Source organism: Streptococcus sanguinis, from assembly GCF_019929145.1.
GTDB lineage: Bacteria > Bacillota > Bacilli > Lactobacillales > Streptococcaceae > Streptococcus > Streptococcus sanguinis_U.
The window spans coordinates 1,170,966-1,196,607 of the sequence record NZ_JAHZOW010000001.1 but is presented as its reverse complement, the minus strand read 5'-3'; the positions used below and the strand labels follow the sequence as shown (position 1 = coordinate 1,196,607).

The following is a 25,642-nucleotide window of genomic DNA, read 5'->3' as shown; positions in this document are numbered from 1 at the left end:
TAATAAGAACAGGTGGGAAAAATTCTCTTACCTCAGGTGCTTTATCATCTTGTTATCGGTTTTGAAAAAGAAACTATAATAAGAATAGGTGAGATAGATTATCCCACAAATTTTAAAAACAAAGGAGAAAAAGAATTTGAAACAAAAGAAAAAATTTTTAGCTTTCATTTATTTTATTATTTTAAAAAAAGGAGATTCACTATTGAAAAATACTGAAAAAAATCTAGTAAAAGTTATAACACATTTTACTCCCTATGAGAAAAAAAGAATCGGAGAAAAATTGCTTAGTTTATCGCATAACATTCTTTCGTTAGCATATTGTGTCTTTCAACTTTATCAATTCGGTAATTCGTTTCCATATATTCTTTTATGTATTTCAAGGATTCAAAGGATTATAGAGCTTATTCAAGAAATAAAAAAGGAAGTTTTGGAGATTATTAAAATTTTCAAACGGAAACGGAAAGAACTTGAAGAAGGCAGTCATATCAAGCGATAGGAGATTATTTTAAGCAGTTTTCCAGCAATATTTTAAAAATTTTTAACAACAATTTTTAAAAAATGCGATTATTTCAAAAATTTATGCTTATAATACTTTTTGTAATTTGAATTTATCAGCAAGAATAAAAGGAGGTGATGAATATGAATCGCTTAACTACCGTTCAATAGCATAAATTTTTTCAGAAGAAAGGACTTATTCAGATGAGCAAAAAATATTTGGTGAATCGTATAAGTATCCTGAATAATAAAATTTCAATAGAATAGAAAGGAAATGTAATTATGAATAATATTTTTATAATTCTAAGCATATTCGAAAAGCTACTGCAACCAGAGTTGCTAACTACGTTGAGCAGTTTTCTAGAGGTTTTTAGTAACTTTCTACAAGTAGCAACTAACTTCGTAAATTCAGTAGTAGCGTTTCTGACTACTCTAGTTACGTTGTTAGAGCTCAATAAGAGAGCAAAAAAAGAGCCTAGAAGAAATCGCCCAACACGCAGATTCAAATAAGCTCTTATCATAAATGAGGAGTGGCAGCTCCTCGCTTATGATTATTTTACCATAATTTCTAGTAAATATGGTAAAAATTCAGCTTAAAATTCGCACGCGCCCCTTTCCCCCACTGACTCCCCTAATTTCGATATTCTCGGTAATTTTTGCAGAAAATACTAAAGAATTATAAGAAAAAGGAAGAATCAAACGAGGGTAGCGAGCGTGTTTTATCTAAAGGAGTAAAAGCCCTCTAAGGGCGATTAGGCGAAAAAAGGAATCAGACGATTATCGCCTGATTCCTTTTTGTTATGACTGTCTTACAGGCGAATAAATTTTGATTTAAAAGAAACAAGATTGATCTATCATATTTCTTTAACATCTTTCTTTTTTTCGATAGATAAGAGCAGAGCAATCACACCGATAATGCTGAAGATGAGCCAGCTAGCGTTCATATTCCAGAGGGCTAGGCTGCTGAAGACCATAGTGCCAAAGGGAACAGAGAAAGAAAAGAGCAGACTCAGAAAGCTGGAAGTCTGAGCGAGAACATCAGAAGGCAATTTGCTCAGTAAGAGGGTGTTGATTTTGGGATTAATCTTGCCGGAGATATAAGCTAGTAAAAATCCAAAAGCAATGCCGACGAAAACAGGCAGATGTAAGAAATTGCTGACAGCAAGCAGAATCATTGTGAGAGCAGCCCAGAGGGTTAGTTGATTTAGAGAGAGACGGCTAAAGTAATCGTTGGGCGTCAGGCTGGCTGCGATTATGGCTAGGACAAGAGTGGTCTGAAGAACCAAGAGAGACTGACTAAAGGACAGCTGGAAGATGGGGTTATCCAGCAAGTAGAGATTATAAAGAGCTATAAGAGAACCTGCCATAGCGTTGACAATCAGGATTTGAGCCAGCAGTTTGAGAAAATTGTTAGAACCTTCCTGCTCAAAAATGAGCTTGGACGATGTGTACATTTTCTTCAATTCTTCTTTCAGAGGAGCTTTTTTCTCAGAAATTACGACGGGGTCATGGGTCAATCGGCGACGGACTAGATAGAGGATGGTGGAGGATAGGAGAAAGGTTAAAGCATTGACCAAAGCCACTAGAAAAAAGTCTTGCTGGCTGATGGTTAAGAGCCAAACTCCCAAAGCTTGTCCGGCCAGGCTGCAGAGAAAGCTGATAAGCTGGGTAAAAGAGAAGGCTTCCATAAGGTCTTTCTCTGGAACATTCTTTTTCAAAATCGGCATTTGCAGGCCGCTGCGATAGTCGCTGATGATATCTGAAAGAATATTCATCAAGCAGACGGCTGAAAAGGCTAGATAAGAGCTAGATCGAGTCATGAAGGCAACGAGGACAAAGAGCAGGGCTTGAAGATAACCAAAATGAATCAACCAGCGAGCCTTATGGACGGTCTTGTCAGCTTTGATGCCGGCAAAGATAGTAAAGAAAGTCGGAACCAGGACGATAAAATTAGCCACAGCAATAGCGAACTTGGGATTGGGCATGCTGGAAGCAAATACCACAAAAACAATGTTGAAAATAGAAGCTCCCAAGGTGTTGAAGATTCGGGAAAGGCTGAGTGAGGCATAGACCCCATTTTTAAAGAATAATTTCATCGTAGACTCCTTTTCTAAACTGCTAGATTGTATAAAAGCTGATTGGGTGCATCTGTAATCTAGCTTTTGTTTTTTCTCTTTCTGATGACCATTATAGACCGTTTAAAGCCAAAAACAAGGGCTTTTCGGCAACTGGTCAGGTCTTGTAAGTAAGTGGTAAAGTTCTGAAAGTGACTTGCGCTAGCTCTTTCTGTTTTTAGTATAAAATAGAGAATCCAATCTGCAGGAAACGTTGCATATATTCAACGAATTTTTGAGTTCAATTGTTAAAATTAGTAAATTTGAGTCTATTTTGCATAAAAAAACCACTGTCCAACTCAAAATAGCTGAGTTTAAAAGTGGAGATTTGCATTATTTGCTATATTTTTGAAAAGCAGTATCAAGTGTGTCTTGATAGTAGTGGGCGCTATGTTGGCAGTTCAAGATTCGGAAAATGTCGACAGCTTGCTTCATTTGAGTGAGTCCCTCTTCTTTTTGCCCTTTCAAACAAGCTAACTCTCCCTGAGCAAAGAGATAGACAATTCGGAAGTAAGTCTCATTTTCTTCGTAAAAGTGTCGCTCAATGACTTGTTGGAAATAGTCTGCCTGAGTGATATTTTCCTGACTGATGGCCAGAAGATAGCCATTAAGAAAGGTGGTATGCAGGGTGTTGCGGTTGTTGGCAAACAAGGCGGCAAAATCCTTTCTTGAGAGGATTTCTTTGGTGTATTGGGAAAACAAGTCTAGAGATAAAACCGGAGTGCAGACAGAGAAAAGATTGAGCTCGTAGCGGCCCCAAATGTCAACTGAAAAGAGGTAATCATGGAGGAAATCCAGTTCTCCTGGACTGGCCTTTTCAGACTCCTTGAGGGCACAGAGATAGGCCTTTACAATCAGGCGCTCAACCCAATCGCTAGCCTTCTTGCTTTTTTGAGTGATTTTTTCTTTTTCCAGATAAAGTTCCTCTAAGAGGTCAAGCTGATTGGCTTGCAACAGGTCTTGAATTTGGCTTAAGAGTTCCTTGTGAGAATGATGATCCTGGATGCCGGCTGCAACGGTAAATTCTTCCGTTTCCGTGCGGATGGCGCTGAGAGCGCTAAAAAGTTTCTGTGCCGAAAGTTCGCTCTGCCCATTTTCAAAGCGAGAAAGCATAGATTTTGAAAATTCTCCGCCAGTCGCCTCGGATAAAGAGATGTGCCTTGCCTCTCGAAAAAATCTAAAAACCTGTCCTAGATGTTCCATTGTCTTCCCTCCTTGCATTTTATTATAACAAAATAATTTTCAATAACATCGTAGCGCCCAAACATGATATAATATAAAGAAAAAACAAAGAGGAACTTATGTTGCATATTCAAGAAATTCGGAAGAATCCAGATGGTCTAGCTTTTGAGAAAAAGCTGGACTTGGCAGAAGAGTTAAAAGAGCGTAATCCTGAGATTTTAGATGTTCAGGATATTGTAGCCAAAGGAAAAGTTCAATATGAAGATGGCCTCTATTTTCTGGATTATGACCTATCTTATACCATCACTCTGACGTCCAGTCGCAGTATGGAGCCCGTGGAGCTCAAGGAGTCTTATCTAGTCAACGAAATTTTCATGGAAGAAGGACAGGCTGCATCGCAGGATATGATTGATCAGGACTTGGTGCTACCAATTGAAAATGGCGAGATTAATATAGCCGAGAGTGTGGCTGATAATATCCTGATGAATATCCCGCTGAAAATTCTAACAGCTGAGGAAGAAGCCGGCCAAGGCTTTCTGTCAGGTCAGGACTGGCAGGTTATGACGGAAGAGGAATTTGCCGCTGCCCAGGAAGCTCAAAAAGAGAAGAACAATCCTTTCGCTGGTTTGCAAGGACTTTTTGATGAATAATTCTTGTAAAAATTTTGACACCGATAAAAAATAAAAGAAAAGATAATTCGCTTTGACTTTCACCCCAAAAGTTAGACAGAAAATCTAACGATTGGGGTGTTTTTAGTATGAAATTAGTTTATACAAATGAACTGAATAGATAACCTAAAAAGAATGGCGCTTCTTGGCTTTAAATATAGCTGGCTCAAATCTTTAATGTTATTTACCTGACTTAAAGCAATAAATAATTGAGAAGATACTAGTAGATGGCCAGCCCCATGTAATAAACTCCCAGACTCAGTTTGGGAGTTTATTGGTTTATATCTTCTGTTTGGCCTTGATAGTGGTAAATGCAGAGTCGGTTTGCTTGGTCTGGGCGACTGACGGTAAAGTGGAAGTAATGGTCCTTCTTGTCCAAACTTTTGGTCTTGGAAAGTTTGAAATGAGTGACCTGGCGGCTGGCCATGTGGAGTAGGATGTCATCTTCCATGACCATCAGAGGCTGGGGAAGATTGGAAAATTGATAAAAATCCTCTTGAAATTGATGGTAGTTCTGGGAAAAATAGTCGAATTGAAGTTCCTCATGTACATTCTGAGTGGTCATCTACGCCTCCTGAAGCATGTATCGAAATAATCTGATGGATAGCAAGGCCTTTGTAATGGTCACTTTCCTGCAGGAAGATCTGCTTGCAGTCCAGATGAAAGACGGTAGCAGTAACGTCGGTCAGCTTGTCTTGGTTTAGAAAGGTGATTCGGATGGGAACTTGCTGACTATAGGCTTGGTTGAGCAAGTGGAATTTCTCCTGTCTGTCAAGCTGGGGCAGACGACTGATATCTAGTTCTTTCTTGGTCAGAGCAGTACTGTGTTCAGAGAGGAAAAAACCAGCCCACTTAGCCATCCCCCGATCCTGAAAGTCACGTGCCGACTGATAGGGGAGATAGGAGCGGTCAGTCATGATAAGCCCTCCAGCCCTCCAGCAGAATGGCCACCGGTCAGCTTGCTTCGAGCGATGGTACGGGAGGAGCCCAGTAAGGCTGTTCCCTTCAGTAGAGAGGCAAAGCCGAAGCGATCTCTGATGCGGTCAATTGTCTGTTGGAGCTCCTCTTCTTTTTGAATTTGCAGAGGATCGTCAAAGAGAGAAATCAGACCATAACCTTGATCGACAAAGTCACTGTAAAAAACGCCAATCTGTCGGATAGCCCCGCCCTGATATTTGGAAAGAAAAAGCTGAACCACGATTTGAGCCAGTCGATCGCTGTTATTGGTAGGCTCAATTTTTCTCTGTGTATGAATGGAAGGCAGGCGCTCCTGTTTGGAATAGCGGGCATAGATGGAGACACGTTGGCATTTTTTGCCAGAGCGTCTGAGACGAATGGTGACCTGCTCAGCCATTTCTCGAAAAACAAGCTCAATCTCTGCCTGCTGTCTATAATCTCGGGGGAGAATTTGCGAATTTCCCAGGCCATGTGACTTAACCTGATAAGGCTTGTGCACATTGCTTTCATCAATGCCGTGAGCGTGAAACCAAAGCTGCAGGCCCATAACCCCCATTTCTTTTTTGAGAATATCGGGGTTAAAGTGAGCTAAATCATAAATGGAGTGGATGCCTAGCTTCTTAAGACGGGTAGCCGTTCGGTGGCCGATACCCCAAAAATCAGTCATGTTTGGAATAGTCCAGACCTTACTGGGAACATCCTCGTAGGACCAGTTGACCCGCATTTTTTTTGTGTGTTTGGCTTCAATGTCCAAGGCTAGCTTGGCGAGAAGAGGATTGGCGTTGCTCAGGCCGATAGAGGCATAAATCCCGGTTTTCTTCCAGATAGCCTGTTGAATGCGGGCAGCCAGCAGGTCCAGTTTGGTCCTGCGGTCCAGCGTCTGATCGGGAATGAAGTAGTTGATAGAGCTTGTCAAATCTAGAAAGCTCTCATCAATTGAGTAGGGGAAAATGTCATCGGGAGCTGCAAAATCCTGGAAAATCTTTTGGATTTCCATGTTTTTCTGGATGTAGTAGTTCATCCGAGGTGGGACCAATAAGGTCTTTTGAGCAGCATCTTCAATAAAGCGCACATAATCTGCTGTAATCGGCAGTCCTTGCTTGCGGGCAGCAGCATAGTTGAACTTACGAGTGTGGACATCGAAAGGAAGATTATAGCTTCGGCTGACATTCTGGCTGCCGAAATTCTTTTTAAAGAGAGGGGTGGCAGCTAGTATCAGTCCAGCAGAATTTTCAATTCGGCTCATGACACAGAGCGAGGTTTTTAAAGGGTCAAGGCCGAGGGAAATGCATTCACAAGAGGCATAAAAACTTTTCATATCCACAAAAGCAATGTCTGAACGAGGCTCGCGTGAATAATCAAATAGGACCATAGCTTATACCTCAATCGGCAGAAAATGTCCAACTACGATACCAACAATGCTAGGCTGGTCTTCATAAGGGGCAAAGAGGTCATCGTAGTCAGGGTTGATAGATTCTAAGCGTAGACCTTCAGCTTCTCGGTAGACTTTTTTGATATAGGTCTTGCCATTCCACATGAGAGCATAGACTGCCCCATCGTAGTCGAATCCCGTCTGTTTCATAAGGGCAACAGAGCCATTGGGATACTTGGGCTCCATAGAATCCCCAGAGACCCAAGATGCAAAGTCGTGCTGGATGTCTTGATCAAAGTAGACAGTTTCGTAGTCTGTCTCATTGTCATAATAACTGTGCCCGCGACCTGCAGCTAGCTCAACGGATAGAACTTTATAGGCTGTAAGAGAGCTAACCTTGCGCTGTCTCTCTAGGAGTTGACTAGCTAGCTGGTCTACTTCCTTTTTATGCGGTGGGGTTAGTAAAGGGTAGGTGTAGAGCGTACTGGTCTCATCCACAAAGTAGTTCTCTTGGACCTTGAGACAGGTGGCCAACCTCCTGAGATTTTTTGCGTGGGGTTCTGCTAGGCCATTTTCCCAGGCAGAGTATGTCTTTCTGGAAATTCCGAGCTCTTGGTAAATGGAAGCCTGTGCCAGATTAAGCTCCAGCCGGCGTTTTTTTAATTTTTCATGCGAAAACATATCACACCTCCTATGTAACGTTTTAAAAGTTACGTATAGTATACCAGATGAAATCGAGAAAAGCAAGTTCTTTATTGAATATTGTTATTTCCATCAAGAGTGTGGTAAACTGTAGGGAGGAATATGACTTGGAGGTAGAGAGATGTTTCCTATGACAGCAAAAACGATCATGACAGAAGAAGCTTATCGCCGTTTCGCTTGGACCAATTTTTGGTATAAAAAGAATGGCATCTTCTCGCTGATTCTCCCTGAGATAGTGGTGCTGATATGCGGTGCAATCTGTTTTTTTATCGGGGAACCTTTACCAGGCGTAGCTTTTCTTGTTACTGTGGCTGTCCTTCCTTTTCTTTACTATCTGTCCATGAATCGACATATTAAAAAGTTTTATAGAGGCAACCCCCTCTGGCATGATATAGAGCAGGAGTTTAGCTTCTATGAGACAGACTTTCGTGTCGTTAATCGGAATAACAATGCCAGATTTTACTACCAAGATATTATGGCGATTATAGACAAGCCAGAAACTTTTTATATTATGGTTGGTCGGTCAATGGGACTGATCTTGGATAAGGCAGACTGTCAGCCTGAATTAATTGATTTTTTACTAAAACTAAAAGAAAACAGAAGTCTCTAATTTGGGGCACTTCTGTTTTTTATCTGTCAAGTTTTCAAAAAATTGGCCTCTTGTGCGATGTGTGTTATAATGTTTTTTATGAGAGTTGTTGCAGGTAAATACGGGGGTAGGCCCCTCAAAACTTTGGACGGCAAGACGACTAGGCCTACGACCGATAAGGTCAAGGGGGCAATTTTTAATATGATTGGTCCCTATTTTGATGGCGGTCGGGTGCTAGATCTCTATGCGGGCAGCGGGAGTTTGGCCATTGAAGCTATTTCGCGAGGTATGGAGACAGCTGTCTTAGTCGAAAAGGATCGCAGAGCTCAGGCTATTATTTCAGAAAATATTCAGATGACCAAGGAGCCGGAACGTTTTGACTTGCTCAAGATGGAGTCTGGCCGAGCCCTAGATACTTTGACAGGTGCTTTTAACTTAGTTCTCTTAGATCCGCCTTATGCCAAGGAGCAGATTGTGGCAGACCTTGAGAAGCTGGAGGAGAGTCGGCTCTTGAGTCAAGATGTTCTGGTAGTCTGTGAGACAGACAAGGAAGTAGAGCTACCGGAGGAAATTGCAGGGCTGGGCATTTGGAAGCAGAAGATATATGGAATTTCAAAGGTGACGGTGTATGTCAGATAAGATAGGATTATTCACAGGGTCTTTTGACCCGATGACCAAGGGCCATGTGGACCTGATTGAGCGGGCCAGCAGGCTCTTTGATAAGCTCTATGTAGGGATTTTCTATAATCGGGAAAAGTCTGGCTTTTTCACAATTGAAGCCAGAGAGCGCATGGTCAAAGAAGCTCTAGAACATTTGGATAATGTCGAGGTCATCATTTCGCAGAATGAGCTAGCAGTGACAGTGGCCAGAAGATTGGGAGCTAAGGCCTTTGTGCGCGGTCTCCGAAATAGTCAAGATCTAGACTATGAAGCCAATATGAATTTTTTCAATCAGGAATTGGCAGAGGAGCTGGAAACGATTTTCTTGCTTAGCAAGCCGGACTATCAGCATATCAGTTCATCACGTATTCGTGAGCTGATTGCTTTTCAGCAGGATATCGCGGCCTATGTGCCCCAAAGTGTAATCAAAGAATTAGAAAGAATCAACCATGAAAAGAATTAAGAAGTATCTATGGCCGACGGTCATTGGCGTTACTATTGCCTTTTTTATAGCAGCTTTTTGGGTTCGTCTGCCTTATTATATAGAAGTTCCTGGTGGTGCCGAGGATGTTCGGCAGGTCTTGCTGGTTGATAATAAGGCTGACAAGGAAGCGGGTTCCTACAACTTTGTGACGGTCGGAGTAGAGCAGGCAACTTTTGCCCATCTGGTCTATGCTTGGCTGACCCCTTTTACCGATATTTATTCCGCCAAGGATATGACGGGTGGCTCCACGGACGATGAGTTTAATCGTATCAACCTATTCTATATGGAAACATCGCAAAATATGGCCAAATATCAGGGATTGACGACAGCTGGTAAAGAGATCAAAATGGACTATCTGGGAGTTTATGTCTTGCAGGTGGCTGATAACTCAACCTTCAAGGGAGTTCTCAATATTGCTGATACGGTAACTGGTGTCAATGACAAGACATTTGAAAGCTCTGAGGAGCTGGTCAAGTATGTCAACTCGCAGAAGCTTGGGGATAAGATCAAGGTAACTTTCCAAGAGGATGGCCAGGAGAAATCGGCAACCGGCAAGATTATCAAATTGGAGAACGGTAAGAACGGGATTGGGATTAGTCTGATAGACCGGACAGAAGTCAGCAGCAGTATTCCAATTACATTTTCAACTGAGGGTATCGGCGGTCCTAGTGCTGGTCTCATGTTCAGTCTCGCTATTTATACCCAGTTGGCTGAACCGACTCTTCGTGATGGCCGCGATATTGCAGGGACCGGCAGCATCAGCCGTGAAGGCGAAGTTGGCGAAATCGGCGGAATCGATAAGAAAGTCGTTTCAGCGGCCCAAAGCGGAGCAGATATCTTCTTTGCACCGAACAATGAACTCACAGAGGAAGAGAAGAAGCTTTCTCCTAATGGGAAAAACAACTACCAAACGGCTCTGGAGACAGCCAAGAAGATTAAAACGGATATGAAAATTGTTCCAGTTAAAACGCTGCAGGACGCCATTGATTATCTAAAAAAGAACAAATAAGATCTTAGCTTTTGCTAAGATTTTTCTTGTGAGACAGACAAAATCAGCTGGTCTTCTCTACTTTAAATCGTCTGACTTTTTTCAGAAAGATATTTTTGATGAAAAGTCCGCGAAATACTGGCTGATTTATGATAGAATAAAGTGTTGTAGATAAACTATCCAAGAGTGTTAAAGGAAGAGTATGCGTAAAGATATTTCACCTGAATTGTATAATTATAATAAATTCCCAGGACCGGAGTTTAAACATATTGATAGCAAGATTGTTGCAGAAAAATTCGAATTTGAATTGATTGAGAACTATAAGGAAGGCTTTGACTTGACGGCCTTTCATCAGCGCTTTTCAGAAATTCTCACCAAGTTTGACTATATTGTCGGTGACTGGGGCAATGAGCAGCTGCGCCTGCGCGGTTTTTACAAGGACGAGCGGGCTAATGAAAGCGATGAGAAGATCAGCCGCTTAGAAGACTATTTGCTGGAGTACTGCAGCTACGGCTGTGCTTATTTTGTCTTGGAAAATCCAAATCCCCAGCGCGCTTCCTTTGATAAGAAATCGCATGGTAAGAAAGAGGCAGAAGGTCGGTCAAAACGTTCTCGCAACAGCCGTTCAGGCGGTAACCGCAATCGCAGAAGCGAGCGAGACCGAGACAGCCGCTCTAAAAGGGACAATAAGCGCTCTCGCAACAATTCCCAGCAAGATAGGCAGAAAAAGCAAAAAGACAGCAATCGCCATTTTGTGATTCGCCAGAATAAAGGAGAAAAATGAAACCATCTATTTATAGCTTAACGCGTCAGGAAATGATTGAATGGGCGGAAGCTCAGGGAGAAAAGAAATTCCGTGCCGCCCAGATTTGGGAGTGGCTCTACCGCAAACGGGTTCAGTCTTTTGAAGAGATGACTAATCTATCCAAGGACTTGATTGCCAAGCTAAATGATCAGTTTGTCGTCAATCCGCTTAAACAGCGTATTGTTCAAGAGTCTGCTGACGGTACGGTCAAGTACCTCTTTGAGCTGCCGGACGGTATGCTGATTGAGACGGTGCTCATGCGCCAGCACTATGGACTTTCTGTCTGTGTGACCACCCAAGTTGGCTGCAATATCGGCTGTACCTTCTGTGCTTCCGGCTTGATTAAAAAGCAACGCGACCTCAATAACGGTGAGATTGTAGCTCAGATTATGCTGGTTCAGAAGTATTTTGATGAGCGTGGTCAGGATGAGCGGGTCAGCCACATTGTGGTTATGGGAATTGGTGAGCCTTTTGACAACTATGACAATGTGCTCAAGTTTGTCCGGACGGTCAATGATGATAAAGGTTTGGCTATCGGTGCCCGCCATATCACGGTTTCGACATCAGGGCTGGCGCATAAGATTCGTGACTTTGCCAATGAAGGTGTGCAGGTCAATCTAGCTGTATCCCTCCATGCCCCCAATAATGATTTGCGGACCAGCATCATGCGGATTAACCGGTCCTTCCCTATCGAAAAGCTTTTTGCGGCTATCGAATACTATATTGAGACGACTAACCGTCGAGTGACCTTTGAGTACATCATGCTTAATGAAGTCAATGACGGGGTAGAGCAGGCCAAGGAACTGGCTGAGCTGCTCAAGAACATTAAGAAACTGTCTTATGTCAATCTCATCCCTTATAACCCCGTTAGCGAGCACGACCAATACAGCCGCAGTCCCAAAGAGCGCGTGATGGCCTTCTACGATACCCTCAAGAAAAACGGAGTCAACTGTGTGGTTCGTCAGGAACATGGTACAGATATTGATGCAGCCTGCGGCCAGCTGCGCTCTAATACTATGAAGCGTGATCGCGAGAAAGCATTGGTAGAAAATGTTCAGCCTTAAGAACTACCTGACTTCAGACGGTGAGTTGACTGCTAAGGGACGGAAATTGCTGGTAGGGGGAAGCTGGCTCTATTTCTTGATGCTTTGCATTCTGTGCTTTATTCCTCAAGTTCCAGAGCCAGGAATGGAAACGCCGGGGATCCAGTATTTTGGTCGAATAGTAGTTTTGTTAATCCCTTTTAATTCCTTTGTCAATATTGGCGAGATTACTTCTTGGATTCAGCTGGTCAAGGTCTTTATCCAAAATCTAGCCAATATTTTCTTGCTGTCGCCTTTAATCTTTCAATTGCTTTGGCTCTTTCCGAAATTGCGGAAGACCAAGAAGGTTGTATGGCTGAGCTTTGGGATGAGTCTGTCTATCGAAGTGACTCAGATTCTGCTGGACCTTCTTATCAACGCCAATCGAGTCTTTGAGATTGATGATCTCTGGACCAATACTTTGGGTGGTTATCTGGCTTGGTGGGCATTTCAGCTTGGTCAAAAAATCTGGGAAAATCGTCAAGGCGACGCTTTCAAAAGAGATTAGCGAGAGAAAGGTTCGGATTTAGGAGAAAAAATTAAATTTTTTCTTGACAAGAAAAAGGGAAAGGCCTATAATAAAATAAATCATCAGAAAAGTAATAATTTTTTCTACTTTCAGGGAGCCTGTGGTTGGTGGAAACAGGTAGTGGAAGATTATGAAGTGGGCTGATGCAAAAGATGAATTTGAAGCAATAAAAATTCGGTGAGCACACCTTACAGTGCAGCTTGTTGTTAGACAAGACAGAGATATGGAGGCAGTCTATACTTTGCTCCATAATTGAGGTGGCACCGCGATTTTACGCCCTCACACAGATTTTTTCTGTGTGTGGGTTTTTGTTTTGCTTGAAAATAAAGAAATGAGGCAATCAAGATGACAGAAACTAAAGGATATTTTGGACAATTCGGCGGCTCCTTTGTACCGGAGCCTATCCAGGCCTTACTGGATGAATTAGAAGCGACTTTTGAGAAGTATAAGGATGATCCAGAATTTTTAAATGAATACCGGCATTATTTGGCAGATTATTCAGGCCGGGAAACTCCGCTTTACTTTGCAGAAAGTCTGACCCAGCATCTGGGGGGAGCTAAGATTTATCTGAAGCGGGAAGATCTCAATCATCTGGGCTCACATAAGCTCAATAATGTTTTGGGGCAGATTCTTCTAGCTAAGCGCATGGGCAAGACCCGAGTCATCGCTGAAACTGGAGCTGGCCAACATGGTGTGGCAACTGCTGCAGCAGCAGCTAAGTTTGGTATGAAGTGTGATGTCTACATGGGTGCAGAGGATGTAGAGCGCCAGCGCCTCAATGTCTTCCGCATGGAAATGATGGGAGCGACTGTTCACGCTGTGGAAACAGGAACCAAAACCCTCAAGGATGCTGTAGATGCGGCCTTTGGAGCGTGGATGAGTGATTTGGAAGCCTTCTATGTTTTGGGTTCTGCTGTCGGTCCTCACCCTTATCCGACGATTGTCCATGAGTTTCAAAAGGTGATTAGTGAAGAATCTCGCCGGCAGATTTTGGACAAGGAAGGCCGCTTGCCGGACTATGTCATTGCCTGTGTAGGCGGTGGTTCCAATGCTATTGGCGCCTTCTCCCAGTATGTGGCGGATGAAGAAGTCAAGTTAGTGGGGGTTGAAGCCGCCGGGCGTGGTCTTGATACAGATCAGCACGCAGCGACCATGACCAAGGGAAGTGTCGGAGTAGTGGATGGTATGAAGACCTACGCTGTCTTTGCTGAAGATGGTCAGGTAGCACCGGTTTACTCCATTTCAGCAGGATTGGACTATCCTGGAGTTGGTCCTGAACATGCTTTCTTTAAAGATTCCGGTCGAGTAGAATACGTGGCAGCGACAGATGATGAAGCTGTGGACGCCTTGCTTCTCTTGACACAAAAGGAAGGAATTTTACCGGCGATCGAAAGTTCTCATGCCATTGCTGAAGCCATCAAGCGGGCTCCGCAATTGTCATCTGACCAAATCATCATTATCAATGTCTCTGGTCGTGGAGACAAGGATGTGGCAGCCATTGCCGAATATCTAGAAAAACGAAAATAAAATACCCAGCAGAAGAGTAGTAACATCCCTCCTTTCAGAGAGTCTGTGGTTGCTGTAAACAGGCAGGAGAAGTTATGAAATGGGCTGTTGGAGTCAACATTTTGTCCTTTAGTTGATCTTTTATCATTTTGTTAGCTTACTTTGCCATGAGCCAGTACGCTGCCTTGTGCTAAAAGGGATCTAAATGACTGTAAATAGGTAAATGAGATGTGGAGCCTGAAAACTCCATAACTGAGGTGGCACCGCGATGACACGCCCTCACAGGATGAACTGTGCGGGCGTTTTTCTGTAGTTATGTGGCAAGTTATGACCGTAAACAGGTGCTATCTGTTCTTGTGAATGCAGTCATGGCTAGCAAATTACTCCTCCTTAAACGCTTCTGATTAACATAGAAAGAAACATTATGCAAAAGATTTTACCAGCTGATATTTTATCGCCGATTCTGGCTTATATGCGGATTCAGGGTGACCACAAGGTGATTTTGGAAAGTATTCCGAGAGATAGCGAGACAGCCCGCTTTTCTATCCTAGCCTATAATCCAGTCTTTGAAGTCCGCTATGAAAATGGCCAGTTAACAAAGAACGGGCAAGTAATCAAGGCAGATCCCTTGGACTATCTGCATGAGTTAGCCGTAAAAAAAGATCATCATTCAGACCTGCCTTTTGGCGGTGGAGCCATCGGTTTTGTTGGCTACGATATGATTTCCCTCTATGAGGAGATTGGTCAAATTCCAGCTGATGTGATTGGGACGCCGGACATGCACTTTTTCGTCTATGAGAGTTACATGGTTTTTGACCATAAAAAAGACAAGGTCTATATCGTTGAGGAGGCGCTCTACAGTGATAGGAGCGAAGCTGATTTGGCTGCTAGGCTGGAGAGGATTATGGCTGAGCTGGCGCAGCCAGCAGCAGATGAATTTTCACCACTGGAACTGTCCAGTTTGAACTTCCAGAGCCATATCGAGCAGGCAGCTTTTGAAAAAATGGTGGAAGAAGCGCGTAGCTTGATTCGGCAGGGCGACATGTTCCAATGTGTGCTCAGTCAACGCTTTTCAGCAGAATATTCTGGTAGACCGCTGGATTATTATCGCAATCTGCGCGTGACCAACCCTTCCAACTATCTCTACTTTTATGACTTCGGGGATTATCAGATTATCGGAGCCAGCCCGGAAAGTCTGGTCTCTGTCAAGCAAGGTCAGGTTACGACCAATCCTATTGCTGGGACCAGACCGCGCGGGAAGGATGAAAGAGAAGATAAAGCCTTGGCGAAGGAGTTGCTGGCTGACGAGAAGGAAGTGGCGGAACACCGCATGTTAGTTGATTTGGGGCGTAATGATATTGGTAAAATTGCCCAGAATAACAGTGTGGAAGTCACTAAGTATATGGAAGTGGAGTATTTCCGCTATGTCATGCACCTGACCAGTGTAGTTCGTGGTCAGCTTCTGCCTCAACTGACAGCTATGGATGCGCTCAAGTCAACCCTGCCGGCCGGCACCGTTTCGGGTGCGCCTAAGATTCGAGCTATGAAGCGCATTTATGAGCTGGAGCAGGAAAAACGTGGCGTTTATGCGGGGGCTATTGGCTATCTGTCTGCGACAGGGGATATGGATTTTGCCATTGCTATCCGGACTATGATTTTGAAAAACGGCAGAGCTTATGTTCAAGCTGGAGCGGGTATTGTTTATGACTCAATCCCTACTAATGAATACCAAGAAACCATCAACAAGGCCAAATCAATGACCAAGATAGGAGAGATGCAATGATTTTATTGATTGATAATTATGATTCTTTTACTTACAATCTAGCCCAATATATCGGCAATTTTGCAGAAGTTAAAGTCTTGCGAAATGATGATGCAGGCCTTTATCAAGCGGCAAAAGAAGCGGATGCCTTGGTGCTGTCTCCAGGTCCAGGCTGGCCAGCAGATGCAGGACGGATGGAGGAAGTTATCCGTGATTTTGCTGGTAAAAAGCCGATTTTGGGGATTTGCTTGGGGCACCAAGCCATTGCAGAAGTATTTGGCGGCAAGCTAGGTTTGGCTCCCAAAGTCATGCACGGCAAGCAAAGCATTCTGCGCTTTGAGGGGAATTCTCCTATCTATCGAGGGATAGAGGATGGGCAGCTGGTCATGCGCTATCATTCGATTTTAATCGAAGAGATGCCGGAGGATTTTGAAGTGACGGCTCGGGCGGCTGATGATAACTCGATCATGGCTATCCAGCACAGGAGTCTGCCTATTTATGGTTTTCAGTATCATCCAGAAAGTATTGGCACGCCGGACGGCTTGTCGTCTATCAAGAATTTCATTGACTTAGTAAAGTAAAGGAGGATGTATGAAAGAGATTATTGCAAAACTAGCTGATTTTAAGGATTTAAGCAGCGCTGAGATGACAGATGTGATTGAGCGTATTGTCACTGGACGGGTGACAGAGTCTCAAATTGTAGCTTTCTTGCTGGGGCTTAAGATGAAGGGGGAGACGATTGAGGAACGAACTGCTTTGGCTCAGGTAATGCGAGGCCACGCTAAGCAGATTCCGACCACTATTCGCACTGCCATGGACAATTGCGGTACGGGCGGAGACAAGTCTTTCAGCTTCAATGTTTCAACTACAGCAGCTTTTGTACTGGCAGGTGGCGGGATTAAGATGGCCAAGCACGGCAATCGATCTATTTCTTCTAAGTCAGGCTCAGCTGATGTCTTAGAAGCTCTGGGGATTAATCTAGACTTGGACGCTGCTAGCTTGGGCAAGGTTTTTGAGCAGACAGGTATCGTCTTTCTCTTTGCAAAGAATATGCACCCAGCAATGAAATATATCATGCCAGCCCGCCTTAGTCTCGGCATTCCCACTATCATGAATCTAACTGGTCCGCTCATCCATCCCATGAGTCTAGAAACTCAGCTTTTGGGGACCAGCCGGCCAGATATGCTAGAGAGCACAGCAGAGGTTTTGAAAAATATGGGCCGTAAGCGTGCAGTAGTTGTGTCGGGGCCAGATGGTCTTGACGAGGCGGGTCTTCATGGCCGAACCCAGTATGCTCTGCTGGAAAATGGGCAAATCAGCCTGCACAGCTTTCTGCCGTCAGATATTGGCATGGAAGAAATACCTCTTGAAGCGATTCGTGGAGGCAATGCCAAGGAAAATGCAGAAATTCTGCTATCTGTCCTGCAAAATCAAGCCAGTCCCTATCTGGAAACGACAGTTCTGAATGCTGGATTGGGCTTCTACGCTAATGGGAAATCAGACAGTATAGAAGCAGGAATAGCTTTGGCCCGCCAAGTGATTGCTAGTGGCGCAGCCTATGAAAAACTCAAGCAACTACAGGAGTATCAGAAATGAGTAAAGAATTTCTCCCAACCATTCTAAAGCAAAAAGAGCAGGAAGTGGCGGCTATGTCCTATGAAGAGCTGCAGCCCCTGCGCTCGACCTATTCTCTCTATGAGTATCTCAAAAGCAAGTTCCAAGAGCTGCAGCTGATTGCTGAGGTCAAAAAAGCCAGTCCAAGTCTGGGAGATATTAATCTCGGTGTGGATATTGTGGAGCAGGCTCGCACCTATGAACGATGCGGTGCAGCTATGATTTCAGTCCTGACAGATGAGATTTTCTTTAAAGGCCATCTGGATTACCTGAGAGAGATTTCCAGTCAAGTGACCATTCCGACCCTCAATAAGGACTTTATCATTGATGAAAAGCAGATTGTTCGCGCCCGCAATGCTGGAGCGACAGTTATTCTTCTGATTGTGGCTGCCTTGTCTGAAAAGCGGCTGCAAGAACTCTATGATTTTGCGACAGGTTTAGGCTTGGAAGTTCTGGTCGAAACCCATAATCTGGCGGAGCTGGAAATTGCCCATAGAATAGGAGCACAGATAATCGGTGTCAATAACCGCAATCTAGTTACTTTTGAGACAGATATCAATACAAGTCTCCAGCTGTCTGCCCATTTCAAAGATGACAGGGTTTACGTATCTGAGTCCGCTATTTTCAGTAAGGAAGATGCTAAGCTAGTAGCTCCTTATTTCCATGCGATTTTAGTCGGAACAGCCCTGATGCAGGCTGAGGATGTGGCAGAAAAAATCAAGGAGCTGAAAATTGACAAAGGTTAAGATTTGCGGCTTATCAACGGCCAGCGCTGTGGAAACGGCATGCCAGGCTGGTGCAGATTACATTGGATTTGTCTTTGCTGAGAGCCGTCGGAGGGTCAGTTTGGAGCAAGCTCAGAAGTTAGCTGCCTTGGTGCCGCCTGCTGTCCGAAAGGTAGGAGTTTTCGTCTCTCCGAGCTTGGCAGAGCTACAGGAAGCTATTTCAGTGGCAAATCTCGATTTGGTGCAGATTCATGGCGATTTTGATGAAGAGTTCCTGACTCAGATTGGCCGGCCGGTTATTCGAGCTTATCAGGTCAAGGGAGCGTTAAAAGATGTCAGCCAACAAGCGGACTACCTGCTCTTTGATGCACCTCTTGCTGGTAGTGGTAAGACCTTTGATTGGCAATCTTTCGACAAGAATCAAATCCACCAGCCCTTCTTTATCGCCGGTGGTTTGAATGCAGGAAATGTCCGAGAAGCGATTCAGCACTTTGCTCCTTACGCAGTTGATGTCTCAAGCGGGGTCGAAACTGACGGCCAGAAGGACTTAGAAAAGATAACAGAATTTATAGAAAGAGTGAAACATGGCATATAATCAACCCAATCAAGAAGGATTTTACGGTGAGTTTGGCGGGCGCTTTGTTCCAGAAACTCTGATGACAGCAGTTTTGGAGCTGGATAAAGCTTACCGTGAGAGTAAAAAAGACCCAGCCTTTCAGGCTGAGCTGGATGAGTTGCTGAAGCAGTATGTAGGGCGAGAAAATCCTCTCTATTTTGCTAAAAATCTGACAGCCTATGCTGGCGGTGCTAAGATTTATCTGAAGCGGGAAGACCTCAACCATACCGGGGCCCATAAAATCAATAACGCTCTAGGCCAGGTCCTATTGGCCAAGCGAATGGGCAAGAAGAAAATTATTGCAGAGACTGGTGCAGGTCAGCACGGAGTAGCCACGGCCACAGCTGCAGCTCTTTTCAATATGGACTGTACTATCTATATGGGCGAAGAAGATGTCAAGCGCCAAGCCCTCAATGTCTTTCGAATGGAACTTTTAGGAGCCAAGGTAGAGTCAGTGATCGATGGCTCTCGAGTCCTCAAGGATGCAGTTAATGCTGCCTTGCGAGCTTGGGTGGCTCAGGTTGATGATACTCACTATATTATGGGCTCAGCCTTAGGTCCCCATCCTTTCCCAGAGATTGTCCGCGATTATCAGAGTGTGATTGGGCGTGAGGCCAAGCGCCAGTTTGCTGAGCAAAATGTAGGTTCCTTGCCAGATGCTTTAGTGGCCTGCGTTGGCGGTGGTTCCAACGCTATTGGGCTCTTTTATCCCTTTGTAGACGATAGCTCAGTGGCTATGTATGGAACAGAAGCAGCTGGGCGGGGCGTGGATACAGATGAACATGCTGCGACCTTAACTAAAGGCCGGCCGGGTGTTTTACACGGTGCCTTGATGGATGTCCTACAGGATGAGCAAGGGCAGATTCTGGAAGCTTTCTCTATCTCTGCCGGACTAGACTATCCGGGCATCGGTCCTGAACATTCTCATTTTAATGCTATCCAGCGCGCCACTTATGTCCCAGTCACGGATGAAGAAGCTTTGGAAGCCTTTCAGCTCCTGTCTCGTATTGAAGGGATTATCCCTGCTCTAGAGTCTAGCCACGCTATTGCTTACGCAGTTAAGTTGGCTAAGGAGTTGGGACCAGATAAATCAATGATTGTCTGCCTATCCGGCCGTGGTGACAAGGATGTCGTTCAGGTAAAGGAACGCTTGGAAAGTGAAGCGGCTCAAAAAGGAGGTGCCCATGACTAAAACACTCACTCAGCATTTAGAAGCCATCAAAAAAGCAGGAAAGGGGATTTTCCTTCCTTATATCATGGCTGGTGATCATGAGAAAGGTTTGGCAGGATTACCAGAAACCATCTCATTTTTGGAAAACTTGGGTGTGTCGGCCATTGAAATCGGTCTGCCGTTTTCAGACCCGGTTGCAGATGGGCCTGTTATTGAAGAAGCCGGTCTGAGAAGCCTGGGCAATCATACTTCGGCCAAGTCTTTAGTGGCAAGCTTGCAGAAGTTGGACACTCAGCTTCCTCTCATTATCATGACCTACTTCAATCCCATTTTCCAGTACGGTCTCAAAGATTTTGTCAAGGATTTGGCTAGGACACCGGTTAAAGGATTAATCATTCCGGATCTGCCCTACGAGCACAGGAACTTTATCTTGCCTCTGCTGGAAGATTCAGATATTGCTCTAGTTCCTTTAGTGAGCCTGACGACTGGCCTAGAACGTCAGCAGGAGCTGATCAAGGAAGCGGAAGGTTTTATCTACGCTGTAGCCATCAACGGTGTGACGGGTAAGAGCGGAAGCTACCGCAATGATTTGGACCAGCATCTGAGTAAGCTTCATGATATTGCAGAGATTCCAGTACTGACGGGCTTTGGCGTTTCAACTTTAGAAGATGTTGACCGTTTCAATCAAGTCTCAGATGGAGTCATTGTCGGATCTAAGATTGTCAAAGCTCTTCATGAAAAGGACGCCAGTATAGCAGCCTTTATCAAAGAAGCAGCAGCTTATAAGAAATAAGAACCACGACACCAAACAAAAGACAGGGTACAAAAGCCAGCCTGTCTTTTTTCTTTTTAAAGCAGAAACAGGCAAGACCAGAGAAGCTAGCGATTTGGATAAGAATGAGAATCTCCGTTAGGCTGAAAATAGCAGAGCAGGACGCCAGAAAGAGAAAGTCGCCAGCTCCAATACGAAGATTATAAAAGAAGGCTAGAAGTCCTAGGGCTAAAAAGAAGAGCATGGGAGGATTGACGCCTGCTGTCACCATCAGCAAGAGCTGAAAAATCAGCCAGACCATCAGGGGATATTGCTGCTCTCTTTGATCGTAGATGGCTAGGGTCAAGCCCATAGTGAATAGTAGGAGTTGACTGATGGAAATCGTGCCAAGCGAAGTTGCCAGAAAAAGACCGCCCAAGGTAGATTCAAAAAATAAATAGCGTAAAGGAATCTGGCCTCCACAGAAGCGGCAACGAAGACGGTTCATGACTTGAGAAAAAATAGGAATCAAATCACGGGGAGCCAATCTTTTCCCGCAGGCATTGCAATGGCTAGCTGGAGCGATGATAGACTGCTCTGGGAAGCGGTCGATGACCAAGCCTAGGAATGAGGCAAAGACAGTACCAACGATAAAAAAGTATAGGTGAATCATACTTATTTATTCGTAATTTTAAACAGAAAAATTCTGAAATTTTGCAACTTTTCTAATAAAGTCTTTTTTTGAATCTTTTGCCTTGACTTTCTTATTTAGAAGCATTATAATTAAACCATAATCTAAAAAGATTAGAATCATTATAAATAAAAACGAGGTAAATACAATGACACAAGTAAAAAATGGTGCAGCAACTGACGTAGCTACTTTCAGCAATCAAAAGGCTTTGCCAAAGACTAAGGCTATTCTTAACCAAGTAGTGGCAGACCTTTATACAGCTCATATCGCTCTTCACCAAGTTCACTGGTATATGCGTGGCGCGGGCTTCATGGTTTGGCATCCAAAAATGGATGAATACATGGAAACTTTGGATACAACTTTGGATGAAGTCAGTGAACGTTTGATTACATTGGGTGGTAAACCATACTCTACTTTGACAGAATTTATCCAACATAGTAAGATCGAAGAAAAAGCTGGTGAATTTAGCAAAAACGTAGAAGAAAGCTTAGCGCGTGTGATTGAGATTTTCCGTTATCTGACAGGTCTTTACCAAGAAGCTTTGGATGTAACAGACCAAGAAGGGGACGATGTAACCAATGATATCTTTGTCGGTGCCAAGGCTGACCTTGAAAAGACTATCTGGATGCTGACAGCTGAAATTGGTCAAGCACCAGGTTTATAAAAATGATCCATGCGAAGCAGAAAGGAAACAGGCTTTCCTTTCTGCTTTTTTCATCTTGAAAAGCGCTGGAAAATCTGATAAAATATAGCTCATGAAAACCCTGTATGATGTTCAGCAATTTCTTAAAAGTTTCGGAATCATTATCTATATGGGCAAGCGCCTTTACGATATTGAGATGATGAAAATCGAGCTGAAGAGAATTTATGATGCTGGTCTAATGGATAAGCTAGCTTATTTTGAGGCAGAGGCAGTCTTGCGCCGAGAACATCGCTTAGAGTTAGAATATTTAGAAAAGAAAAAGGAGACTTGAGATGACAATTTGGATTTTGTGGGCGGTACTTTTGGGAATAATTGGCTGGATGGGCTTTAATTATCTGCGCCTTCGTCAGGCAGCAAAAATCGTGGATAACGGGGAATTTGAAGATTTGATTCGCCAAGGTCAGTTGGTTGATCTGCGGGATCCAGCTGATTTCCATCGGAAGCATATCTTAGGTGCTCGCAATATTCCATCTCAGCAGCTGAAGGATAGTGTCGGTGCACTTCGTAAGGACAAGGCTGTTCTCCTCTATGAAAATAGTCGTGGTCAGCGCGTAACCAATGCTGCTCTGTATCTGAAAAAACAAGGATTTAAAGAAATTTATATTCTTTCTTATGGGTTGGATTCTTGGAATGGCAAGGTGAAGGCTAGCTGATAAAACGCTTCATGAACGGATTGGTGAAATAACAAAAAAAGCTTTACTTTTTAAAGCTTTTTTGTTTTACTAACTTTTCTCCAAATATTTTTTAATAATCGCTAATTCTTCTCGGTTTAAAGGACGGTAATCACCTGTTGCTAGATCTGGGTCTAATGTAAAATCTCCAAACTGAATCCGCTTGAGATAAACGACCTTGACACCAACTGCCAGAAACATCTTTTTGATCTGGTGGAATTTTCCCTCAGAAATCTTGACGGTAGCATGGCTCAGACTGGAGCTGCTAGAGAGGATAGAAAGCTGGGCTGGCTGACAGACGGTGCCGTCTAAAAAGCGAATGCCTTCTTGAAAGGCAATTTTTTCCTGCGAGGTTAAAGGTCCATTGACTTCTACATAGTAAGTTTTTTCGACATGGTATTGAGGGTGCAGCAGCTGAAATCCCAAGGGACCATTATCTGTAATCAGAAGAAGTCCTTCTGTATCTCTATCCAGCCGTCCGATAGAGTAAAGATTTTCTTTCTCTGCCTCCTTGTCCAGTAAATCCAGAACAGTCAATTTTTCAGCGTCGCGATTGGCAGTGACTGCACCTGCGGGTTTATTCAGCATGTAGTAACGGTGGGCAGGACCGCTGACCTGTTTTCCTTGAAAAGTAATCTGCTGCAGGCCGGTATCAACGTTTTGGCTGAGTTTGCAGGCGGGCTTACCATCCACAAAAATCTGTTTTTGTAAAAGGCTTTGTTTCATCTTTTTTCGGCTGATATGATTGGCAGCCAGCAGTTGGTCGAGGCGCATCTGTTTTCCTTCTTTTTTCTAAATCATATCATAAATTTTCAGGATGAGAAATGCAAATCCTCATGGAGCTCCCATATTTTTTAATGAAAACATTTACACTTATCAAAGCCGTGTTTTTTGCCTGCGTCTGTGGTATAATTGTTCAGTTAGAAATAAAATTTAAAAATTCAGAGGAAATCATGACAAAATTAAGAGAAGATATCCGTAACATTGCGATTATCGCCCACGTTGACCACGGGAAAACAACCTTGGTCGATGAGTTGCTGAAGCAATCTCATACACTAGATGAACGTAAAGAGCTGCAAGAGCGGGCAATGGACTCAAACGATATTGAAAAGGAGCGCGGTATCACCATCCTTGCTAAAAATACAGCCGTTGCTTACAATGGAACTCGTATCAATATCATGGACACACCAGGACACGCGGACTTCGGTGGAGAAGTTGAGCGTATCATGAAAATGGTTGACGGTGTTGTTTTGGTGGTAGATGCCTACGAAGGAACCATGCCACAAACTCGTTTCGTATTGAAAAAAGCCCTTGAACAGGATCTTGTCCCAATCGTTGTTGTAAATAAAATCGACAAACCATCAGCTCGTCCAGCAGAAGTAGTTGACGAAGTCTTAGAACTCTTCATTGAGCTTGGTGCAGACGATGACCAGCTTGATTTCCCAGTTGTTTATGCTTCAGCTATCAACGGAACTTCTTCACTTTCTGACGATCCTGCTGATCAAGAAAAAACAATGGCACCAATCTTTGATACCATTATCGACCATATCCCTGCTCCAGTGGACAACTCAGATGAGCCTTTGCAGTTCCAAGTCTCACTCTTGGACTACAATGACTTCGTAGGTCGTATCGGTATCGGGCGTGTCTTCCGTGGTAGTGTGAAAGTTGGGGACCAAGTTACCCTTTCTAAACTAGACGGAACAACGAAGAACTTCCGTGTCACAAAACTCTTTGGTTTCTTTGGCTTGGAACGTCGTGAAATCCAAGAAGCTAAAGCGGGTGACTTGATTGCCGTATCCGGTATGGAAGATATCTTTGTTGGTGAAACCATTACTCCAACAGATGCCGTTGAACCTCTTCCAATACTACACATCGATGAGCCAACGCTTCAAATGACCTTCTTGGTAAACAACTCACCATTTGCAGGTCGTGAAGGAAAATGGGTAACCTCTCGCAAGGTGGAAGAACGCTTGCAAGCAGAACTGCAAACAGATGTATCCCTTCGTGTTGACCCAACGGACTCACCAGATAAATGGACTGTTTCAGGACGTGGAGAGTTGCACTTGTCAATCCTTATCGAAACCATGCGTCGTGAGGGGTATGAACTTCAAGTATCTCGTCCAGAAGTTATCGTAAAAGAGATTGATGGCGTTAAGTGCGAACCATTTGAACGAGTCCAAATCGATACTCCAGAAGAATACCAAGGTTCTGTCATCCAAAGCCTTTCAGAACGTAAGGGTGAAATGCTAGACATGGTGGCTACAGGAAATGGACAGACTCGTTTGGTCTTCTTGGTTCCTGCTCGTGGTTTGATTGGCTACTCTACTGAGTTCTTGTCAATGACTCGCGGTTATGGGATTATGAATCATACCTTTGATCAATACCTGCCAGTAATTCCAGGTGAAATTGGTGGCCGTCACCGTGGAGCCCTTGTTTCAATAGATGCTGGTAAGGCAACGACCTACTCTATTATGTCTATCGAAGAGCGCGGAACGATCTTTGTCAACCCAGGTACTGAGGTTTACGAAGGAATGATTATCGGTGAAAACTCTCGTGAAAATGACTTGACTGTTAATATCACTAAAGCTAAGCAGATGACTAACGTACGTTCTGCAACCAAGGATCAGACAGCAGTTATCAAGACGCCGCGTATCTTGACATTGGAAGAATCTTTGGAATTCTTGAACGATGATGAGTACATGGAAGTAACGCCAGAATCTATTCGTCTGCGCAAGCAAATTTTGAACAAACAAGAACGCGAAAAAGCCAATAAAAAGAAAAAATCAGCTGCAGCTGAATAAGCAA

At 43.8% G+C, this 25,642-nt stretch carries 29 protein-coding genes and 1 other annotated feature; of the genes, 21 read left to right on the top strand and 8 right to left on the bottom strand.

Going from position 1 to position 25,642, the window contains the following annotated elements:
• Positions 1–136: 136 nt before the first annotated feature.
• The gene (locus tag K1I94_RS05685) at positions 137–496 is read left to right on the top strand and encodes a hypothetical protein (RefSeq protein WP_223314694.1); all 360 of its coding nucleotides are present in this window, start codon (positions 137–139) and stop codon (positions 494–496) included.
• 853 nt (positions 497–1,349) lie between these two features.
• Here K1I94_RS05685 and K1I94_RS05680 read toward each other — a convergent pair.
• Entirely contained in the window at positions 1,350–2,591 is a 1,242-nt protein-coding gene (locus K1I94_RS05680; protein ID WP_223314693.1) for an MFS transporter, read from the bottom strand.
• A 351-nt stretch (positions 2,592–2,942) separates the two neighbouring features.
• Complete coding sequence (locus K1I94_RS05675) at positions 2,943–3,812, bottom strand: Rgg/GadR/MutR family transcriptional regulator (RefSeq protein ID WP_223314692.1); 870 nt, start codon at positions 3,810–3,812, stop codon at positions 2,943–2,945.
• 98 nt (positions 3,813–3,910) lie between these two features.
• Here K1I94_RS05675 and K1I94_RS05670 point away from each other — a divergent pair, with 98 nt between their 5' ends.
• The gene (locus K1I94_RS05670; protein ID WP_101771113.1) at positions 3,911–4,441 is read left to right on the top strand and encodes a YceD family protein; all 531 of its coding nucleotides are present in this window, start codon (positions 3,911–3,913) and stop codon (positions 4,439–4,441) included.
• Between the two features lie 289 nt (positions 4,442–4,730).
• On the opposite strand, the gene K1I94_RS05665 is transcribed toward K1I94_RS05670, so the two are convergent.
• The 4 genes from K1I94_RS05665 to K1I94_RS05650 are packed head-to-tail and all read right to left on the bottom strand — an operon-like array spanning position 4,731 to position 7,469.
• Positions 4,731–5,024, bottom strand: coding sequence for a DUF5960 family protein (locus tag K1I94_RS05665; protein ID WP_223314691.1), 294 nt, complete (start codon positions 5,022–5,024; stop codon positions 4,731–4,733).
• Entirely contained in the window at positions 5,002–5,376 is a 375-nt protein-coding gene (locus tag K1I94_RS05660) for a hypothetical protein (RefSeq protein WP_223314690.1), read from the bottom strand. Before K1I94_RS05660 ends, K1I94_RS05665 begins: the two co-directional genes overlap by 23 nt.
• On the bottom strand, positions 5,373–6,788 hold the full coding sequence (locus K1I94_RS05655) for a Y-family DNA polymerase (RefSeq protein WP_223314689.1): 1,416 nt from the start codon (positions 6,786–6,788) through the stop codon (positions 5,373–5,375). The genes K1I94_RS05660 and K1I94_RS05655 overlap by 4 nt, the downstream gene beginning before the upstream one ends.
• A 3-nt stretch (positions 6,789–6,791) precedes the next feature.
• Positions 6,792–7,469: a helix-turn-helix domain-containing protein gene (locus K1I94_RS05650; protein WP_223314688.1), complete on the bottom strand. Its 678-nt coding sequence runs from the start codon at positions 7,467–7,469 to the stop codon at positions 6,792–6,794.
• A gap of 142 nt (positions 7,470–7,611) precedes the next feature.
• Between K1I94_RS05650 and K1I94_RS05645 the strand changes: the two genes are divergently transcribed.
• From K1I94_RS05645 to trpA, 15 genes are all read left to right on the top strand, one after another.
• Positions 7,612–8,100, top strand: coding sequence for a YcxB family protein (locus K1I94_RS05645; RefSeq protein WP_223314687.1), 489 nt, complete (start codon positions 7,612–7,614; stop codon positions 8,098–8,100).
• Between the two features lie 69 nt (positions 8,101–8,169).
• Positions 8,170–8,718: a 16S rRNA (guanine(966)-N(2))-methyltransferase RsmD gene (rsmD, locus tag K1I94_RS05640; protein WP_223314686.1), complete on the top strand. Its 549-nt coding sequence runs from the start codon at positions 8,170–8,172 to the stop codon at positions 8,716–8,718.
• Positions 8,708–9,202, top strand: a complete 495-nt coding sequence (gene coaD, locus K1I94_RS05635) for a pantetheine-phosphate adenylyltransferase (protein WP_223314685.1) — start codon at positions 8,708–8,710, stop codon at positions 9,200–9,202. The genes rsmD and coaD overlap by 11 nt, the downstream gene beginning before the upstream one ends.
• On the top strand, positions 9,189–10,232 hold the full coding sequence (locus K1I94_RS05630) for a SepM family pheromone-processing serine protease (RefSeq protein ID WP_223314684.1): 1,044 nt from the start codon (positions 9,189–9,191) through the stop codon (positions 10,230–10,232). Before coaD ends, K1I94_RS05630 begins: the two co-directional genes overlap by 14 nt.
• A gap of 181 nt (positions 10,233–10,413) precedes the next feature.
• Complete coding sequence (locus K1I94_RS05625) at positions 10,414–10,995, top strand: YutD family protein (RefSeq protein WP_223314683.1); 582 nt, start codon at positions 10,414–10,416, stop codon at positions 10,993–10,995.
• Positions 10,992–12,080 carry a 23S rRNA (adenine(2503)-C(2))-methyltransferase RlmN gene (rlmN, locus tag K1I94_RS05620; RefSeq protein WP_002911938.1) on the top strand — a complete coding sequence of 363 codons (1,089 nt, stop codon included), beginning with the start codon at positions 10,992–10,994 and terminating at the stop codon, positions 12,078–12,080. The genes K1I94_RS05625 and rlmN overlap by 4 nt, the downstream gene beginning before the upstream one ends.
• Positions 12,067–12,606 (top strand): VanZ family protein, encoded by a 540-nt coding sequence (locus K1I94_RS05615; RefSeq protein WP_223314682.1) that lies wholly within the window; start codon positions 12,067–12,069, stop codon positions 12,604–12,606. The genes rlmN and K1I94_RS05615 overlap by 14 nt, the downstream gene beginning before the upstream one ends.
• Positions 12,607–12,681: 75 nt before the next feature.
• Positions 12,682–12,911: a binding site (T-box leader), on the top strand.
• A gap of 61 nt (positions 12,912–12,972) precedes the next feature.
• Positions 12,973–14,154, top strand: coding sequence for a tryptophan synthase subunit beta (gene trpB / locus K1I94_RS05610; RefSeq protein ID WP_223314681.1), 1,182 nt, complete (start codon positions 12,973–12,975; stop codon positions 14,152–14,154).
• A 403-nt stretch (positions 14,155–14,557) separates the two neighbouring features.
• On the top strand, positions 14,558–15,916 hold the full coding sequence (gene trpE / locus K1I94_RS05605) for an anthranilate synthase component I (RefSeq protein ID WP_223314680.1): 1,359 nt from the start codon (positions 14,558–14,560) through the stop codon (positions 15,914–15,916).
• Positions 15,913–16,476, top strand: coding sequence for an aminodeoxychorismate/anthranilate synthase component II (locus K1I94_RS05600; protein ID WP_223314679.1), 564 nt, complete (start codon positions 15,913–15,915; stop codon positions 16,474–16,476). Before trpE ends, K1I94_RS05600 begins: the two co-directional genes overlap by 4 nt.
• 10 nt (positions 16,477–16,486) lie before the next feature.
• On the top strand, positions 16,487–17,491 hold the full coding sequence (gene trpD / locus K1I94_RS05595; protein ID WP_223314678.1) for an anthranilate phosphoribosyltransferase: 1,005 nt from the start codon (positions 16,487–16,489) through the stop codon (positions 17,489–17,491).
• Positions 17,488–18,255 carry an indole-3-glycerol phosphate synthase TrpC gene (trpC, locus tag K1I94_RS05590; protein ID WP_223314677.1) on the top strand — a complete coding sequence of 256 codons (768 nt, stop codon included), beginning with the start codon at positions 17,488–17,490 and terminating at the stop codon, positions 18,253–18,255. Before trpD ends, trpC begins: the two co-directional genes overlap by 4 nt.
• A complete protein-coding gene (locus K1I94_RS05585) occupies positions 18,242–18,829 on the top strand; it encodes a phosphoribosylanthranilate isomerase (protein WP_223314676.1) in 588 nt (195 codons plus the stop codon). The genes trpC and K1I94_RS05585 overlap by 14 nt, the downstream gene beginning before the upstream one ends.
• On the top strand, positions 18,819–20,042 hold the full coding sequence (trpB, locus tag K1I94_RS05580; protein ID WP_223314675.1) for a tryptophan synthase subunit beta: 1,224 nt from the start codon (positions 18,819–18,821) through the stop codon (positions 20,040–20,042). The genes K1I94_RS05585 and trpB (K1I94_RS05580) overlap by 11 nt, the downstream gene beginning before the upstream one ends.
• On the top strand, positions 20,035–20,814 hold the full coding sequence (trpA, locus tag K1I94_RS05575) for a tryptophan synthase subunit alpha (RefSeq protein ID WP_223314674.1): 780 nt from the start codon (positions 20,035–20,037) through the stop codon (positions 20,812–20,814). The genes trpB (K1I94_RS05580) and trpA overlap by 8 nt, the downstream gene beginning before the upstream one ends.
• On the opposite strand, the gene K1I94_RS05570 is transcribed toward trpA, so the two are convergent.
• Positions 20,786–21,445, bottom strand: a complete 660-nt coding sequence (locus K1I94_RS05570) for a prepilin peptidase (protein WP_223314673.1) — start codon at positions 21,443–21,445, stop codon at positions 20,786–20,788. The two genes, trpA and K1I94_RS05570, sit on opposite strands and share 29 nt — an antisense overlap.
• 166 nt (positions 21,446–21,611) lie before the next feature.
• Here K1I94_RS05570 and K1I94_RS05565 point away from each other — a divergent pair, with 166 nt between their 5' ends.
• From K1I94_RS05565 to K1I94_RS05555, 3 genes are all read left to right on the top strand, one after another.
• The gene (locus tag K1I94_RS05565; protein ID WP_002911956.1) at positions 21,612–22,127 is read left to right on the top strand and encodes a Dps family protein; all 516 of its coding nucleotides are present in this window, start codon (positions 21,612–21,614) and stop codon (positions 22,125–22,127) included.
• Between the two features lie 91 nt (positions 22,128–22,218).
• The gene (locus tag K1I94_RS05560; RefSeq protein WP_002898045.1) at positions 22,219–22,437 is read left to right on the top strand and encodes a YqgQ family protein; all 219 of its coding nucleotides are present in this window, start codon (positions 22,219–22,221) and stop codon (positions 22,435–22,437) included.
• 1 nt (position 22,438) lies between these two features.
• Entirely contained in the window at positions 22,439–22,819 is a 381-nt protein-coding gene (locus K1I94_RS05555; protein ID WP_049543380.1) for a rhodanese-like domain-containing protein, read from the top strand.
• Positions 22,820–22,888: 69 nt separating this feature from the next.
• Here the strand turns inward: K1I94_RS05555 and K1I94_RS05550 are convergent, their stop codons facing one another.
• Positions 22,889–23,611 (bottom strand): pseudouridine synthase, encoded by a 723-nt coding sequence (locus K1I94_RS05550; protein ID WP_049543379.1) that lies wholly within the window; start codon positions 23,609–23,611, stop codon positions 22,889–22,891.
• A gap of 179 nt (positions 23,612–23,790) precedes the next feature.
• Here K1I94_RS05550 and typA point away from each other — a divergent pair, with 179 nt between their 5' ends.
• The gene (gene typA / locus K1I94_RS05545) at positions 23,791–25,638 is read left to right on the top strand and encodes a translational GTPase TypA (RefSeq protein WP_223314672.1); all 1,848 of its coding nucleotides are present in this window, start codon (positions 23,791–23,793) and stop codon (positions 25,636–25,638) included.
• Positions 25,639–25,642: the final 4 nt, after the last annotated feature.